This is a genomic window from Streptomyces sp. NBC_00989 (assembly GCF_045162655.1).
In the GTDB taxonomy this organism is placed as follows: domain Bacteria; phylum Actinomycetota; class Actinomycetes; order Streptomycetales; family Streptomycetaceae; genus Streptomyces.
Genome location: NZ_CP108728.1, coordinates 4,429,998 through 4,444,762, shown reverse-complemented (window position 1 = coordinate 4,444,762; position 14,765 = coordinate 4,429,998). Strand labels below are relative to the sequence as shown.

At 70.0% G+C, this 14,765-nt stretch carries 11 protein-coding genes; 6 read left to right on the top strand and 5 right to left on the bottom strand.

Annotated elements, in window-relative coordinates:
• Window positions 1–93 precede the first annotated feature (93 nt).
• Window positions 94–1,632, bottom strand: coding sequence for a hypothetical protein (locus OG714_RS19135; RefSeq protein ID WP_406122519.1), 1,539 nt, complete (start codon window positions 1,630–1,632; stop codon window positions 94–96).
• A 582-nt stretch (window positions 1,633–2,214) separates the two neighbouring features.
• Here OG714_RS19135 and OG714_RS19130 point away from each other — a divergent pair.
• The 3 genes from OG714_RS19130 (at window position 2,215) to OG714_RS19120 (ending at window position 4,974) form a co-directional block, all read left to right on the top strand.
• Window positions 2,215–3,606: a hypothetical protein gene (locus OG714_RS19130; RefSeq protein ID WP_406122517.1), complete on the top strand. Its 1,392-nt coding sequence runs from the start codon at window positions 2,215–2,217 to the stop codon at window positions 3,604–3,606.
• An 82-nt stretch (window positions 3,607–3,688) separates the two neighbouring features.
• Window positions 3,689–3,976: a hypothetical protein gene (locus tag OG714_RS19125; RefSeq protein WP_406122515.1), complete on the top strand. Its 288-nt coding sequence runs from the start codon at window positions 3,689–3,691 to the stop codon at window positions 3,974–3,976.
• Entirely contained in the window at window positions 3,973–4,974 is a 1,002-nt protein-coding gene (locus OG714_RS19120) for a phosphotransferase family protein (RefSeq protein WP_406122513.1), read from the top strand. Before OG714_RS19125 ends, OG714_RS19120 begins: the two co-directional genes overlap by 4 nt.
• Here OG714_RS19120 and OG714_RS19115 read toward each other — a convergent pair.
• From OG714_RS19115 to OG714_RS19100, 4 genes are read right to left on the bottom strand one after another with little or no spacing between them, the layout of a single operon-like run.
• Entirely contained in the window at window positions 4,949–5,725 is a 777-nt protein-coding gene (locus OG714_RS19115) for a succinate dehydrogenase/fumarate reductase iron-sulfur subunit (protein WP_406122511.1), read from the bottom strand. The two genes, OG714_RS19120 and OG714_RS19115, sit on opposite strands and share 26 nt — an antisense overlap.
• Window positions 5,722–7,665 (bottom strand): fumarate reductase/succinate dehydrogenase flavoprotein subunit, encoded by a 1,944-nt coding sequence (locus OG714_RS19110; RefSeq protein WP_406122509.1) that lies wholly within the window; start codon window positions 7,663–7,665, stop codon window positions 5,722–5,724. Before OG714_RS19110 ends, OG714_RS19115 begins: the two co-directional genes overlap by 4 nt.
• Entirely contained in the window at window positions 7,665–8,486 is an 822-nt protein-coding gene (locus tag OG714_RS19105; protein WP_406122507.1) for a hypothetical protein, read from the bottom strand. Before OG714_RS19105 ends, OG714_RS19110 begins: the two co-directional genes overlap by 1 nt.
• Window positions 8,487–8,504: 18 nt before the next feature.
• Window positions 8,505–8,795: a hypothetical protein gene (locus tag OG714_RS19100; protein WP_019058435.1), complete on the bottom strand. Its 291-nt coding sequence runs from the start codon at window positions 8,793–8,795 to the stop codon at window positions 8,505–8,507.
• Window positions 8,796–9,088: 293 nt separating this feature from the next.
• Between OG714_RS19100 and OG714_RS19095 the strand changes: the two genes are divergently transcribed.
• The 3 genes from OG714_RS19095 to typA all read left to right on the top strand — a co-directional run bounded on the left by OG714_RS19095 (window position 9,089) and on the right by typA (window position 14,030).
• Complete coding sequence (locus OG714_RS19095; protein ID WP_406122505.1) at window positions 9,089–11,272, top strand: ABC transporter family substrate-binding protein; 2,184 nt, start codon at window positions 9,089–9,091, stop codon at window positions 11,270–11,272.
• 105 nt (window positions 11,273–11,377) lie between these two features.
• Window positions 11,378–11,968, top strand: coding sequence for a hypothetical protein (locus OG714_RS19090; RefSeq protein ID WP_406122503.1), 591 nt, complete (start codon window positions 11,378–11,380; stop codon window positions 11,966–11,968).
• A 154-nt stretch (window positions 11,969–12,122) separates the two neighbouring features.
• Window positions 12,123–14,030 (top strand): translational GTPase TypA, encoded by a 1,908-nt coding sequence (typA, locus tag OG714_RS19085; RefSeq protein WP_406122500.1) that lies wholly within the window; start codon window positions 12,123–12,125, stop codon window positions 14,028–14,030.
• Window positions 14,031–14,765 lie beyond the last annotated feature (735 nt).

The following is a 14,765-nucleotide window of genomic DNA, read 5'->3' as shown; positions in this document are numbered from 1 at the left end:
CGGTTCTGACGGCGTGCACAGCTCTGGTTGTTCTGGGGCGGCTGGATTCTGGTCTGGCTTGTGCCGGTGCTCGCTGATGCCGACTGCGGTGTTCTACGTCGGCGGGAGGCCCCGGCGTTTCCGGGTGGCCGGTCCGCCGAAGGCGAGGGGTGGGCCGCCGTCCGGGTCCTCGCCGAGGAGGATCCCGCCGAGGACCGCCCCGCCGACCCCGCTCGTGTGCTCGTCGGCGGCACCGGCGTACGGGTTTCCGTGTACCCGGACGTCCTGCTCGGCCAACTCCCTGGCGTCCAGCGCGGGTACGTCCGCTGCGGCGGGGTCGGTCTTGAGCAGCAGTTCCGCTTCCGTCAGCCGGGTCCGGGCCTCTACGCCCACGGCACCCCGGTGCGTAGCCACGAAACCGTCCGCCGAGCCGACGTCGTTCCGCGCGACGAGCCATGCGGCGGCACTGAGGACTCCGTCCCGCGTCGCGCCCAGCGGCAGCATGGCCTGGACGATGCGGCGCAGGGCGTCGAGGGGGTCGTAGCCGTAGGAGTGGTCGCCGGTCAGTTCCTCTCGTACGGCGGCGAGGGTGGTGTGCGCGTGGGCGAGCTGGGTCTGGGTGAGTTGGGTGTGGGCGAGCTGGGTGTGGAGCGGACCGGTGGCTCCTTTGGTTGTCGCCCTCGCGATGTCGGCTTCCGCGCCGGTGAGAGTGGCCGGCACCAACTCGGCTGCGTCTGCGAGTGAGTTGGCGAGCCGGTCGACGGCGTTCAGGAAGGTGTCGGCCTGGCTGATGGCGCCCTCGGCGGCGCGGAGGGCGCGGATGGCTTCGCCGGTGTGGCCCAAGTCGGCGGCTTGGCGGGCCTGGTTGAGATGGGTGGTGGCGAACACGAGCCGGTCTTTGGCCTGTTCGACGTATCCGGTGACGGTGGTAGCCGAGGTCGGGGCGGAGACGGAGGTCGAGGCGGAGATGGAGGTCGTGGTTGCGGGTGCCGGGTAGTGAGCGTGTCGCAGGCCGGCGAGTGTGGCTTCAACGCCCCCTGTGCGGCCGGTCAGTTCGCGGAACCGTGCCTCCGCGACGCCGAGCGCCTCGTTCATCTCCCGCTCCAGCGCCCGGAGTTGATCGAACGCCGGTGCTTCCGTGTCCAGTCGCCGCCCGGCTTCGGCGCAGCGTCCGACGATGCCGGCGAGGGCCTGCCGCCGGGCGGCTTCTTCCTCCGGGACCCCGTGCCCGTAGCGCAGGCGTATCGAGAAGGCGGCGGAGAGTTCACGCTCGGCTTCCCGCAGGGCCCGTACGAACGGTTCGACGGCCGCCGCCCCGAACCGGGCCTCGACGAAGGCGAGTTCCTCACGGCTGGTGCGCAGGCAGTCGTCGGCCTGGACGAGGGCGGTACCGGCCTGGCGTTCCAGTGTGGGGAGCGGGGTCACGGGCGGTTGGGCTGACACGACACCGGGAGTAGTACGGGTACGGCCCCTACGGGTGCGGCGTACATACCCGTACCCCGCGAGTACGCCCACTCCGCCCACGGCGAGGAGGGGCAGGACGAGGTCGGCGCCGGACGTCGTCCCCTCGGCGTCCCGTTCCCCGTGCCCGGCCGCGGCGGCGACGGGCCCACCCCGGGCGGCCGCAACCGGAACCTCCGCATTGATCGTCATCACCGGCAACACCAGCCACACGACCCCGACCGCCCCACCCAACACGGCGTGCCCCACCCGCACGGATATGTGGGAGGTCCCGCGCCGCGGCCGGCCCCGTATCAAGGATGACGTCACATTTCGGAGCGTATGAGCAGGATTGCGGACGCGCGACCGGGATGGGCCTCGGGTGGGACGTGGGGGTGGGTGGGGTGTGCGTGAGGTACGAGGTGTTCGGCTATGGGGAGGGGTGGCGCGCGGATGGGGCACGCAGGGGGGTCGGGTTCGAGACCGGAGCCGAGGATGGGCTCGGGGCGAGTGGGCGTGGGGGAAGGGGAAACAGGGGCTGCGCTGGAAGTAGGGGAGGGGTCAGCAAACGGGGAGCGGGCTGCGTCTGCTGAGCCGGTGATTGGTGAGGGAGGCGTAGCGGTGGATGCGGATGCGGGTGCGGGGGCCGGGGCTGATCCGGGGATACCTGGGGGAGACCTGCACACGGGGCCGGAGGACGGGGAGGCGCAAGCGCCAGCCGGTCTGGAAGCCGGGGCTGAGGCTGGGGACGCGCCGGCTGATCCGGAGCCGGGGGAGGGCACGGCTCCGGCTCGCTTGGCAGAGGGTGACGGGGCGGAGCCCGGGGAACCGGCAACCGGGAGGCGCGGCGGGAGCGAAGCGACCGACGGGCCTGCGGCGACCGACGGGCCTGCGGCGACCGACGGGCCTGCGGCGACCGACGGGCCTGCGGCGACCGACGGGCCTGCGGCGACCGACGGGCCTGCGGCGACCGACGGGCCTGCGGCGACCGACGGGCCTGCGGCGACCGACGGGCCTGCGGCGACCGACGGGCCTGCGGCGACCGACGGGCCTGCGGCGACCGACGGGCCTGCGGCGACCGACGGGCCTGCGGCGGCCGGTTCACCCGATGCCGCCGATGGCGCCGTACCCCCACAAGGGCCACCCGCACCCGACGACGAAAGTAGTACGGGTGGGCGGGGTGGGAGAACGAAGTGGGTTCGGCGGGGTGTGGTCGGGATTGTGCTTGCCCTGTTGTTGGCCATCCTCGGTGCTGAGGTCGCCCTTCGTGTGAACTACGCCGGTGAGGTGTCCGACGGCACGTACACCAGGGGCAAGGACGCGATCTGGCTGGGGCACGCGTGGGTGGACGGTCGTAAGACCGACGCGGACATGGCAGCGCTGGCCAGTCGGCTGAAAAGCACCGGTATCCGCGACCTGTACGTCCATTCAGGCCCGCTGGAGCATGACGGCACCCTCCCGGAGTCGGACTACCCCAGGGCGGCCTGGCTGATCGAGTCGGTGCACAGGGAACTGCCCGGGGTCCGCGTCCAGGCCTGGCTGGGCGACAAGCTCGCCACCGAGAGCCCGGACGGCCTGCGCCTGCAGAACGCCGCGACCCGCACAGCCATCGTCACCTCGACCCGCCAGATCCTCGCCGCCGGCTTCGAGGGCGCCCACTTCGACCTGGAACCCCTCCACTCCGGCGACGCGAACTACCTCGACCTCCTCGACCGACTCCACGCGGTCACCCAGGCACACCACGCCCAACTCTCCGTCGCCGCCCACCAGATCGACCCGCTCCCCGCCTTCCACTCCTTCTGGGGCACCGTCACCAACCACCCCAAGTGGTGGTCGCAGGCGTACTTCGGCCAGGTCGCCCGCCGCGTCGACCAGATCGCCGTCATGTCGTACGACACGATGCAGCCCCTCCAGAGTCTCTACGGCGGCTATGTGGCCCAGCAGACCTCCCTCGCCCTGGAGGTCACCCCGGACTCCACCGACCTCCTCATGGGCCTGCCCTTCTTCCACGAGAACCGCTTCGGCCACCGCGGCGCCGCCGAGACCGTCCCCGCCGCCGTACGCGGCGTACGCCTCGGCCTGTCCCGCACGGACGCGGACCGTACGAACTTCGGCGTCGCCCTGTACGTCGACTTCGCGGCGACGGAGGCGGACTGGACGGCGTACCGGGAGGGCTGGGTGCACTGAGCGCGAGGTCAAGTGCCGTGCAAATACGGTGCTGTTCACAGCTGCGGGTGCGATGATCTGTCACGTCTGATGGGGGTGGGCGATGGTGTTGACATGGCTGGCCGCGGCGGCCTTGCTGCTGCTGGCGGCGCTCGGAGTCGTCACGGCGACGACCGGCTGGATGCCGCCGATGGCGCGAGGCAGGGTCGTACGGCCCGAGTTGTGGGGCTACGGCGCGCTGACCTCGGCACTGGGCATGGGGACGGGGATGTCCGTGCACTGGTGGGCGGATTCCCTGGCCATGGACAACGTGGGCGCGGCCATGGCGCTCGCCCTGATCATCCTCGGCGGTGTACTCCAGTGGCGCGCGCAGCGCCCCGGGACTCTGTGACCGCCAGCCGCAAGGCCCTCACCCGCACCGACCTGACCCCGCTGGCCCGCGCCGCCCTCAACCGCACCCCGACGGCAGTCACCCGCATCCGGGGCGGCTCGAAGAAGGGCGTCTACCGCCTCGCCTTCGAGGACCGCTCGACCGCCGTCGCCTACGTCTGGTCCCCGGACGAGGACCTCTGGGACGCCGGCCCCGGCGACCCCCGCGACCCCTTCTCCCACGCCTCCGGCCTCACCCTCTTCACCACGGCGGCGAACCGCCTCGCCGCGGCCGGCGTCCGCGCCCCCCGACTCCTCCACGCCGATCCCACGCACACCCACCTCCCGGCGGACGCGGCGATCGTCGAGGACCTCCCGGGCGGCACCCTGGAGGACCTGCTGAACGGGGCCCCGGCCGCCGTACCGAAGGCGGAGGCGCTGGAGAAGATGGCGGCCCTGCTCGACACCCTGCACGCCTGCACGGGCCCGCGCTTCGGGAAGGTCGCCGTCGTCGACAACGGCGGTTCCTCGTACGGCGGTTCGTGCGCGGAGGTCGTAGCCGAACGTGCCCTGAGCGACCTCGCCGAACTCGCCGCACGCGAGCCCAGAGTCACCGCCGTCCACACCCAACTGGCCGACTGGCTGGGCGCGTTGGCCGCGCAGGTCCGCCCCCGCACCGAGCCCCCCGCCCTCATCCACGGTGAACTCGGCGGCGACCACGTCCGCGTGACCTCCGACGGCGAACTCGCCCTCATCGACATCGAGGGGTTGATGTACTTCGACGTCGAGTGGGAGCACGTCTTCCTCCGCCTGCGCTTCGGCCGCCATTACGACCCCCTGCGCACCGAGAACCTCGACCCCGACCGCCTGCGCCTCTACCGCGCGGCGACGCACCTCTCCCTGGTGGCAGGCCCCCTCCGTCTCCTCGACGTAGGGGACTTCCACGACCCGGAGTTCATGCGGGGCATCGCCGAGCACCACCTCGGCGAGGTCCTCACCCTTCTGAAGAACGCCTCATGATCTTCGACCCCAGCCACACCAGCGGGTCGTACTTCCGGTCAACTGCCCTTTCCTTCAAGGGAATCAGCGCGTTGTCCGTGATGTGGATGCCCTCGGGGCAGACCTCGCTACAGCACTTGGTGATGTTGCAGTAGCCGAGGCCGTGTTCGTCCTGGGCGGTCTTCTTGCGGTCGAGGCCGCTCTCGGCCGCCGCGTCCAGCGGGTGCATGTCCAACTCCGCGACCCGCATGAGGAATCGGGGACCGGCGAACGCCGTCTTGTTCTCCTCGTGGTCCCGGACGACATGGCAGGTGTCCTGGCACAGGAAGCACTCGATGCACTTGCGGAACTCCTGCGAGCGGTCGACGTCCTCCTGCATCATCCGGTACTCGCCGGCCGCGACCCCCTCCGGCGGCACGAACGACGGAATCTCCCTGGCCTTCTGGTAGTTGAAGCCGACGTCCGTGACCAGGTCGCGGACCACGGGGAAGGCGCGGAGCGGGGTGACCGTGATCGTCTCCTCGCGGGTGAAGACGGACATGCGGGTCATGCACATCAGCCGGGGGCGGCCGTTGATCTCCGCCGAGCACGAACCGCACTTGCCCGCCTTGCAGTTCCAGCGCACGGCGAGGTCGGAGGCCTGGGTGGCCTGGATGCGGTGGATGATGTCCAGGATCACCTCGCCGTCGTTGACCTCGACCTTGAAGTCCTCCAGGTCGCCGCCCTTGACGTCCCCCCGCCACACCTTGAAGCGGGCCTCGTAGCTGCTCACTCGTACAGCTCCTCTTCGGCGAGGTACTTGACCAGCTCTTCCTTCTCGAAGAGGGCGAGCAGGTCGGCGCGGATGGGATCGGTGGTCTCGCGGGTCAGGGAGATCTGGCCGGACACCGGGTCCGCGGCCGCCAACCCGCCGTTGGGGTCGGTCAGTTGGCAGATCAGATTGAGGCGGCGCCAGTCGCGGTTCATACCGGGGTGGTCCTCGCGGGTGTGCCCGCCGCGCGACTCGGTGCGTTCCAGCGCGGCCCGGGCCACGCACTCGCTGACCAGCAGCATGTTCCGCAGGTCCAGGGCGAGATGCCAGCCGGGGTTGAACTGCCGGTGGCCCTCGACTCCCGCCCGGCGGGCCCGTACCCGCAGATCGGCCAGTTTCTCCAGCGCCCGTTCCATCTCGCCCTCGCGGCGGATGATGCCGACGAGGTCGTTCATGGTCTGCTGGAGTTCCTGGTGGAGGGTGTACGGGTTCTCGGGCGTACGGCCGTTCTCCTCGCCCGGTTCCGGGCCCTCGGCCGAGAAGGGGCGCAGCGCTTCCGCCGCCGCCAGGTCGACCTCGGTGTCGTCGACCAGCGGGCGGCTGTCCGCCAGGTCGGCCGCGTGGTCCGCCGCGTGCCAGCCCGCCCTGCGGCCGAACACCAGCAGGTCGGACAGGGAGTTGCCGCCCAGCCGGTTGGAGCCGTGCATGCCGCCGGCCACCTCACCGGCCGCGAACAGCCCCGGCACCCCGCGTGCCGCCGCCGTGTCCGACTCGACCGCGATGCCGCCCATCACGTAGTGACAGGTCGGCCCGACCTCCATCGCCTCCGCCGTGATGTCGACGTCGGCCAGCTCCTTGAACTGGTGGTACATGGACGGGAGTCGGCGCCGGATCACCTCCGCCGGCATGCGCGTCGACACGTCCAGGAAGACCCCGCCGTGGGGTGAGCCGCGGCCCGCCTTCACCTCGGAGTTGATGGCGCGGGCGACCTCGTCGCGGGGGAGCAGTTCGGGGGGACGCCGGTTGTTGTCGGGGTCCTCGTACCAGCGGTCGCCCTCCGCCTCCGACTCGGCGTACTTCTCCTTGAAGACGTCGGGGATGTAGTCGAACATGAACCGCTTGTTCTCGGAGTTGCGCAGCACTCCGCCGTCACCGCGCACCGACTCGGTGACGAGGATGCCCTTCACGGACGGCGGCCAGACCATGCCCGTCGGGTGGAACTGCACGAACTCCATGTTGAGGAGAGGTGCCCCGGCGAGCAGTGCCAGCGCGTGCCCGTCGCCCGTGTACTCCCACGAATTCGACGTCACCTTGAAGGACTTGCCGATCCCGCCGGTCGCGATCACCACGGAGGGGGCTTCGAGGACCATGAAGCGGCCGGTCTCGCGCTCGTAGGCGAAGACGCCCGAGACCCGGCTGCCGTCCTTCAACACCCTTGTGACGGTGCACTCCTGATAGACCTTCAGGCGGGACTCGTAGTCGCCGGTCTCCTTGTAGTCCTCCTGCTGGAGCGACACGATCTTCTGCTGGAGCGTGCGGATCAGCTCAAGTCCCGTACGGTCGCCGACGTGCGCGAGGCGCGGGTACTCGTGGCCGCCGAAGTTGCGCTGGGAGATCTTGCCGTCCTTCGTGCGGTCGAAGAGGGCGCCCCAGGTCTCCAACTCCCATACGCGGTCCGGGGCTTCCTTCGCGTGCAGCTCGGACATGCGCCACTGGTTGAGGAACTTGCCGCCGCGCAGGGTGTCGCGGAAGTGGACCTGCCAGTTGTCGTGTTCGTTGACGTTGGCCATCGCCGCCGCGATGCCGCCCTCGGCCATCACCGTATGGGCCTTGCCGAACAGCGACTTGCAGATCACCGCCGTACGGGCACCGCGCTCGCGCGCCTCGATGGCGGCCCGCAGACCGGCGCCACCGGCACCGACCACAACGACGTCCCACTCCTGTCGCTCGACCACGGACATCAGAAAAACCTCGGATCGTTGAAAGCGCCGGAGGCGACCAGGTACACGTAGAAGTCGGCAGCCGCCACGCTGATCAACGACGCCCAGGCGAGCTGCATATGACGGTTGTTCAGCTTCCCCACGAACTTCCACGCCTTGTAGCGCACGGGATGCTTGGAGAAGTGCTTGAGCTTGCCGCCGACGATGTGCCGGCAGGAGTGGCAGGAGAGGGTGTACGCCCAGATCAGCACGATGTTGGCCAGGAAGACGAGGGTGCCCAGGCCCATGTGGCCCCAGTGGTAGTGCTCGTCGCGGAAGGTCAGCACGGTGTCGTACGTCAGGGTGCCCGCCACCAGGATCGCCGCGTAGAAGAAGTACCGGTGGACGTTCTGGAGGATCAGCGGGAAGCGGGTCTCGCCGCTGTACTTCTTGTGCGGCTCGGCCACCGCGCAGGCCGGGGGCGAGGCCCAGAAGCCCCGGTAGTAGGCCTTGCGGTAGTAGTAGCAGGTCAGGCGGAAGCCGAGCGGGAAGATCAGGATGATGATGGCGGGGGAGATGCCCCACCAGCTCCCGAAGAGATCCGCGTTCGGGCCCGCGTGCATCGTCCGGCACCGGTCGGCCAGACAGGGCGAGTAGAACGGCGAGACATAGGGCGCCGAGTAGTAGTTCGAGTCCGCGAAGGCCCGCCACGTCGAGTAGACGATAAAGGCCAGCAGTCCGGCGGCGGTGCCGGCCGGGGCCAGCCACCAGCGGTCGGTCCGCAGATGCGGGGCGTCGATCGCGGCGCGCGTACCGGTGTGTACGCCGCCGCTGTTCAGATGGGGTTCCGTACCAGTGGCCAAGTCAGGACTCCGGTCGGTTCAGGGTGCGTGGCGGTCGTGGGCGCCGAGTCCTTCGTCGTCCGAGTCCGTCCACAGGGTGTTGTCGTAGGGGGTGTCGGGGATGGAGACGAGATCGGGGCGCCGGGGGCGCTCGATCCCTGGTGCGGCGTCGCGCAGCAGCGCGACGCTCTCGCGCAGCCGGTCGGCGTCGGCCTTGACCCTGCGCATTTCCAGGCCGCCGCTGCCGAATTGGTTCTCCAGCCGTCCCACCGACCTGAACAGGTCGTCGAGACAGCGCTGGACTGACGTCAGTTCGTCGTGCACGGACATGACGTGACCTCACTTCCGCGGGCGTCGGCCCTGGACGGCAACGTTCATGCGCCTGCGAGTGTTGCGCGCCACACCTCCCGGTGGGAAGCGGTGTGCACGGATTGGCCGGGGTGTGTTGGTGTGTACGGGGGCAGATTCGAACATTGCGCCGCACGGGTGGGCTTCCCGGCGCCCCTCGCCGTGTCGCCCTTCATGGCCGAACCGTTTCCTCTTCAGTGGCCGCAAAGATCTGATCAGCTCCATATACGCCCAAAAGTGATCAGAAGTCCCGCGGCTTACCGGAGGTAGCAGTGATGTCCCACGACGGCGTCAGACTGCGCGCGGTCATGCGCTCGGTCGCCTTCCTCACCGCGGGCGCGCTCGCGGTGCCCACCCTCGCGGCGTGCGGCTCCGACGACGAGTCGGGCAAGCCGCTGGCCGGCCAGGACATCGCGCCCGTCGGCCGTGACCTGGTCGCCGACGGCGGCACCCTGAACTGGGCCGTGGACGACGTACCGGAGACCCTCAACACGTTCCAGTCGGACGCCGACGACGCCACCACCCGCGTCGCCCAGGCCGTGCTGCCCGCGATGTTCCGGCTCGACGCGCAGGGCAGGCCGCAGCGTGACGCCGACTACCTGGAGTCCGCGAAGGTCGTCGACACCGAACCCAAGCAGGTCGTCCTCTACAAGCTCGACCAGCAGGCCGTGTGGAGCGACGGCCGCGAGATCGGCGCCGCCGACTTCGCCGCCCAGTGGCGCGCCCTGTCCGGCAAGGACTCCGCGTACTGGACCGCCCGCAACGCCGGCTACGACCGCATCGAGAAGATCGAGCGCGGCGCCAGCAACCTAGAGGTCAAGGTCACCTTCAGCAGGCCGTACGCCGACTGGAAGTCACTGTTCTCGCCGCTGTACCCCAAGGACGTCATGGGCACCCCGGACGCCTTCAACGACGGCGCGCGCCGCAAGCTGAAGGTCACCGCCGGCGCCTTCGCGGTGCACAAGATCGACCGCAAGGACAAGGAGATCGTCCTCGCCCGCAACCCGCACTGGTGGGGCCGGCCCGCGAAGCTCTCCCAGATCGTGCTGCACGCCGTACCCCTCGACAAGCGGGCCGCCGCGCTCGCCGACGGCACGGTCGACCTGGCCGAGATCGACCCCGCCGACGCGGGCCGTATCGCGCTCGCGGGCCGCGCGAAGGGCACGAGCACCCCGCTCCAGGGCGCGAGCCCCACGAGCGGGGACGAGAGCAAGAACGAGAGCCCGAAGGAGAAGAAGAAGCTCGGCAAGAAGGCGCGCAAGGCGCTCGCCAAGTACCTGCGCCAGCAGGACGCGCTGCGCGCCTTCACCGTCCGCCGCTCCTTCGAGCCCGCCTACACGCAGCTCGCCCTCAACGGCTCCGAGGGCCCCCTCGCCGACGAGCGCGTCCGGCGTGCCGTGGCCCGCGCGCTCGACCGCACCGAGCTGGCGAAGGTCGTACTCAAGCCGCTCGGTCTGCCCGCCGTGCCGGTCGGCAGCCATCTCGCGCTCTCCGGCCAGACCGCGTACGCCGACAACAGCGGCGCGCTCGGCGACCACGACACCGCGGAGGCGCAGGCGCTGCTCGCCGACGCCGGCTGGGTGCCCGGCGGACCGCTCAAGGAGAAGGGCGAGAAGGCCGCCGGCGCCGAGGGCAAGAAGGGCAAGAAGTCCGACGACGAGGCCGAGTCCGAGGGCGGATCCGACGGGCAGTACATCGTCGGCGACGACAACAAGGACCCGCAGGACCACACCAAGAAGCACGACAAGGCGTCCGGGCACGGCGGCGACGAGGGCTCCAAGCACCTCGCCGACGGCAAGCAGTACGACGGCCGCAAGGTCAAGCAGGGCGGCGCGCCCGGCGCGTACGCCCCCAAGGGCACGGCCGCCCCCGCCGGCGCGAAGAACGGGCCGCTCGCCAAGGACGGCAAGCCGCTCACCCTCCGCTTCGTGCTCCCCTCGGGGACCGGCTCGGAGTCGCTGAGCGCGGTCGCCGACAGCATCTCCCGGATGCTGGAGAAGGTCGGCATCCGCACCGAGATCACCAAGGTCTCCGACGACAGCTACTTCAAGGACCACATCGCGTCCGGCCAGTACGACCTCGCCCTCTACTCCTGGCCCGCGTCCGCCTTCCCCGCCACCGACGCCCGCCCGATCTTCGCCAAGCCGGTGCCGGCCGCGGACGGTTCCCTGAACGTCGAGCAGAACTACACCCGCGTCGGCACCGACCAGGTCGACCAGCTCTTCGACCAGGCCGCCTCCACCCTCGACGAGGACGAGTCCGCCGCCCTGGTCCGCAAGGCCGACGCCCGCATCTGGGCGGCGGCCGGCTCGATCCCCCTCTACCAGCGCCCCCAGCTCACGGCCGCCCGCAGAACCGTCGTCAACGCCGGCTCCTTCGGCTTCCAGACCCCGGTCTACGAGGACATGGGCTTCCTGAAGAAGGGCGCCCACCCCTCGGCCAGCCCGACCAAGAGCTAGGGATTAACATCACCCGCACATGACGAGCACGGCCGCCGTCCCGCAGCTACTCGCGGGGCGGCGGTTGTCGTACGGGGGTGGGTTGTGCGGGGTTGGAGCGCGGCGGTGGCCGTGGTGGTGCTGGGCGTTGGTTCGGCGGGCTGCGGTGTCACGGCGGGCAGCAGCCGGCTCGCCGCCGACGCGGCCACGATCTGCGCGCACGGGACGTACCGGTGGTCCGGTGTGCGGCAGTGGCAGGAACTGACCACGCTCGCGGACCCGGTCACCTTCCCCAAGGGGACCGAGCACTACGGGGCGACCCTCAAGCCCGTCGACGACACCGTCTACCGGGTCGTCGTCTCGCGTACGCCCAAGGGGGTCGGCGCGGCCCGCGTGATCAAGGCCCTGGGCGACCGGTTGAAGACGGACAACGCCCTGGCCGGTCCGTCGGAGGTGATGCGGCCCGAGCAGTCGCAGTACTTCCTGGACACCGGGGATCTGGAGGGCCCGTACTACTCCTGGGGATCGATAAGCCTGGTTGAGGCCCATTTCACTTACACCTGTGGGTACAACGCGCCGGTGCGGGGCCGAGTGCGGACCTGGGAGACGGTCGCCGAGGGATTCCTGCCCTGCTCCCAGCCCTCCGACGACACCGCTGCGCGCACCGCGGCACAGCGCCTGTGCCCCGCCGGTTCCCCGGCGACCGAGCCCGTCTGACCCCGTCCCGCCGCCGCCCGTAAGGCCCTGCGGAGGCCCCTTCCCCGTACGCCACGTACGATGGGGTAAGGCCGTGGCGTGTCCAGCCCGGCAGGGTCCGCGTAACACAGACGTACGCGCAGGCCTTCCTCACTCTCCGGGAGTTCGCCGCAATATGGCCACGCGCCACGACATCCGCAACGTCGCCATCGTCGCCCACGTCGACCACGGGAAGACGACCCTCGTCGACGCCATGCTGAAGCAGGCCGGTGCCTTCGCCGCGCACGCCGCCGAATCGCTCGACGACCGAATGATGGACTCGAACGATCTGGAGCGTGAGAAGGGCATCACGATCCTGGCCAAGAACACGGCCGTGAAGTACCACCCGAAGGATGGCGGCGACGTCATCACCATCAACATCATCGACACCCCGGGCCACGCCGACTTCGGTGGCGAGGTCGAGCGCGGTCTGTCGATGGTGGACGCGGTGGTGCTGCTCGTCGACGCGTCCGAGGGCCCGCTGCCCCAGACCCGCTTCGTGCTGCGCAAGGCGCTCCAGCAGCGCCTGCCCGTCATCCTGTGCATCAACAAGACGGACCGCCCGGACTCCCGGATCGACGAGGTCGTCAACGAGACCTACGACCTGTTCCTGGACCTGGACGCGGACGAGGAGCAGATCGAGTTCCCCATCGTCTACGCGTGTGCGCGTGACGGTGTGGCCTCGCTGACCAAGCCGGAGAACGGCACGGTCCCGCAGGACAGCGACAGCCTGGAGCCGTTCTTCTCCACGATCCTGTCGCACGTCCCGGCCCCCGAGTTCGACGAGGCCGCCCCCCTCCAGGCGCACGTCACCAACCTGGACGCCGACAACTTCCTCGGCCGTATCGCGCTGCTCCGCGTCGAGCAGGGCGAGCTGCGCAAGGGCCAGACCGTCACGTGGATCAAGCGCGACGGCACGATGTCCAACGTGCGCATCACCGAGCTGCTGATGACCGAGGCGCTCACCCGCAAGCCGGCCGAGATGGCGGGCCCCGGTGACATCTGCGCCGTCGCCGGTATCCCGGACATCATGATCGGCGAGACCCTCGCCGACCCCGAGAACCCGATTGCGCTGCCGCTCATCACGGTCGACGAGCCGGCGATCTCCATGACCATCGGTACGAACACCTCGCCGCTGGTCGGCCGCGGCGGCACCGGCAAGGGCGCCTCCGCGAAGGCGGCCGTCAAGGACCGCAAGGTGACCGCCCGTCAGGTCAAGGACCGCCTGGACCGCGAGCTGATCGGTAACGTCTCGCTGCGCGTGCTCGACACCGAGCGTCCCGACGCCTGGGAGGTGCAGGGCCGCGGTGAGCTGGCGCTGGCCATCCTGGTCGAGCAGATGCGCCGTGAGGGCTTCGAGCTGACCATCGGCAAGCCGCAGGTCGTCACGCAGATCATCGACGGCAAGGTGCACGAGCCGGTCGAGCGCATGACGATCGACGTGCCCGAGGAGCACATGGGCGCGGTCACGCAGCTCATGGGCGTCCGCAAGGGCCGGATGGACAACATGTCCAACCACGGCTCGGGTTGGGTCCGCCTGGAGTTCGTCGTCCCGTCCCGCGGTCTCATCGGCTTCCGTACCGAGTTCCTGACCGGGACGCGCGGCACGGGCATCGCCCACTCCATCCACGAGGGCCACGAGCCGTGGTTCGGTGTGCTGACGACCCGTAACAACGGTTCGCTGGTCGCCGACCGCGCCGGTGCCGTCACCGCGTTCGCGATGACGAACCTCCAGGAGCGCGGTGTGCTGTTCACCGACCCCGGCACCGAGGTGTACGAGGGCATGATCGTCGGCGAGAACTCGCGCGCCGACGACATGGACGTGAACATCACCAAGGAGAAGAAGCTCACCAACATGCGGTCGGCCGCCGCCGACTCCTTCGAGGCGATCGTGCCGCCGCGCAAGCTCTCCCTGGAGCAGTCCCTGGAGTTCTGCCGCGACGACGAGTGCGTCGAGGTGACCCCGGAGTCCGTCCGTATCCGCAAGGTCGTCCTCGACCAGAAGGAGCGCGGCCGCTCCGCGAGCCGCGCCAAGCACGCGTGACGCATACGGTCTCAGGCCGCCTGAGCCTCTGATACCGGCCAACTGAGCCCGGGCACCCCGCTGTTGGGGGTGCCCGGGCTCAGTCCGTTCCCGCGGTCCCCGTCGCCGCACCGCTCGGTGACCGCCGGCCCGGCCCCGGCGAGGAAAGCCGTGACCGGGCACCGCTTGGAGGCTTCGCTCACAGCGTTTGCACAAGGTACGAGCGGCGGGAAACGGGGAGTACAGATGAACAGGAAGCTGGCGGCCACAGCGGCCGCGACGGGTGGTGCGCATCCCGTCTCGTGGTCGGTCCGGTCGCGTCCGCCAGTGCGGCCGTGGTCATCTGTGAGCGGGGCAGGACGACCGTGACGTGGGCCCTCGTCAAGAAGCCGTGGGGTATCACGCACGCCGAGCAGCACGAGATCTACTCGATCAACGCGGACGGCGCGATCCGGTGCAAGGCGGTGCCGAGCAAGTCGTGTGTCCGGAGCGCGATCGGGGCAGTGGCGGTGACAGCGCGCAACCGGTGCGCAGGGTGCCGGTGCAGGGTTTTCCCTACGATCGTGCCCTGGAGTTCCCGGGTCCTGTGCCCGTGACCCTGTCTCGATATAGTCGTCCGAATGCGGACCGTCGTTCCACGGGTCCGCCGCTCTCCCGGTTGGTGTCGTCGAGGTTCCTCTCCGCACGCCGGACGCAAGTGGTTTTCTTCTCCTGACTGTCCGTTATCCGGACGACGGTGCTCGATAGGTGTGTAAC

What these genes read in the sequence shown, in the direction of transcription:
- OG714_RS19135 (WP_406122519.1), bottom strand. Translation starts at nt 1,632, where the DNA reads ATGACGATCAATGCGGAGGTTCCGGTTGCGGCCGCCCGGGGTGGGCCC.
- OG714_RS19125 (WP_406122515.1), top strand. Translation starts at nt 3,689, where the DNA reads ATGGTGTTGACATGGCTGGCCGCGGCGGCCTTGCTGCTGCTGGCGGCG.
- OG714_RS19110 (WP_406122509.1), bottom strand. Translation starts at nt 7,665, where the DNA reads ATGTCCGTGGTCGAGCGACAGGAGTGGGACGTCGTTGTGGTCGGTGCC.
- OG714_RS19100 (WP_019058435.1), bottom strand. Translation starts at nt 8,795, where the DNA reads ATGTCCGTGCACGACGAACTGACGTCAGTCCAGCGCTGTCTCGACGAC.
- OG714_RS19095 (WP_406122505.1), top strand. Translation starts at nt 9,089, where the DNA reads ATGTCCCACGACGGCGTCAGACTGCGCGCGGTCATGCGCTCGGTCGCC.
- typA (WP_406122500.1), top strand. Translation starts at nt 12,123, where the DNA reads ATGGCCACGCGCCACGACATCCGCAACGTCGCCATCGTCGCCCACGTC.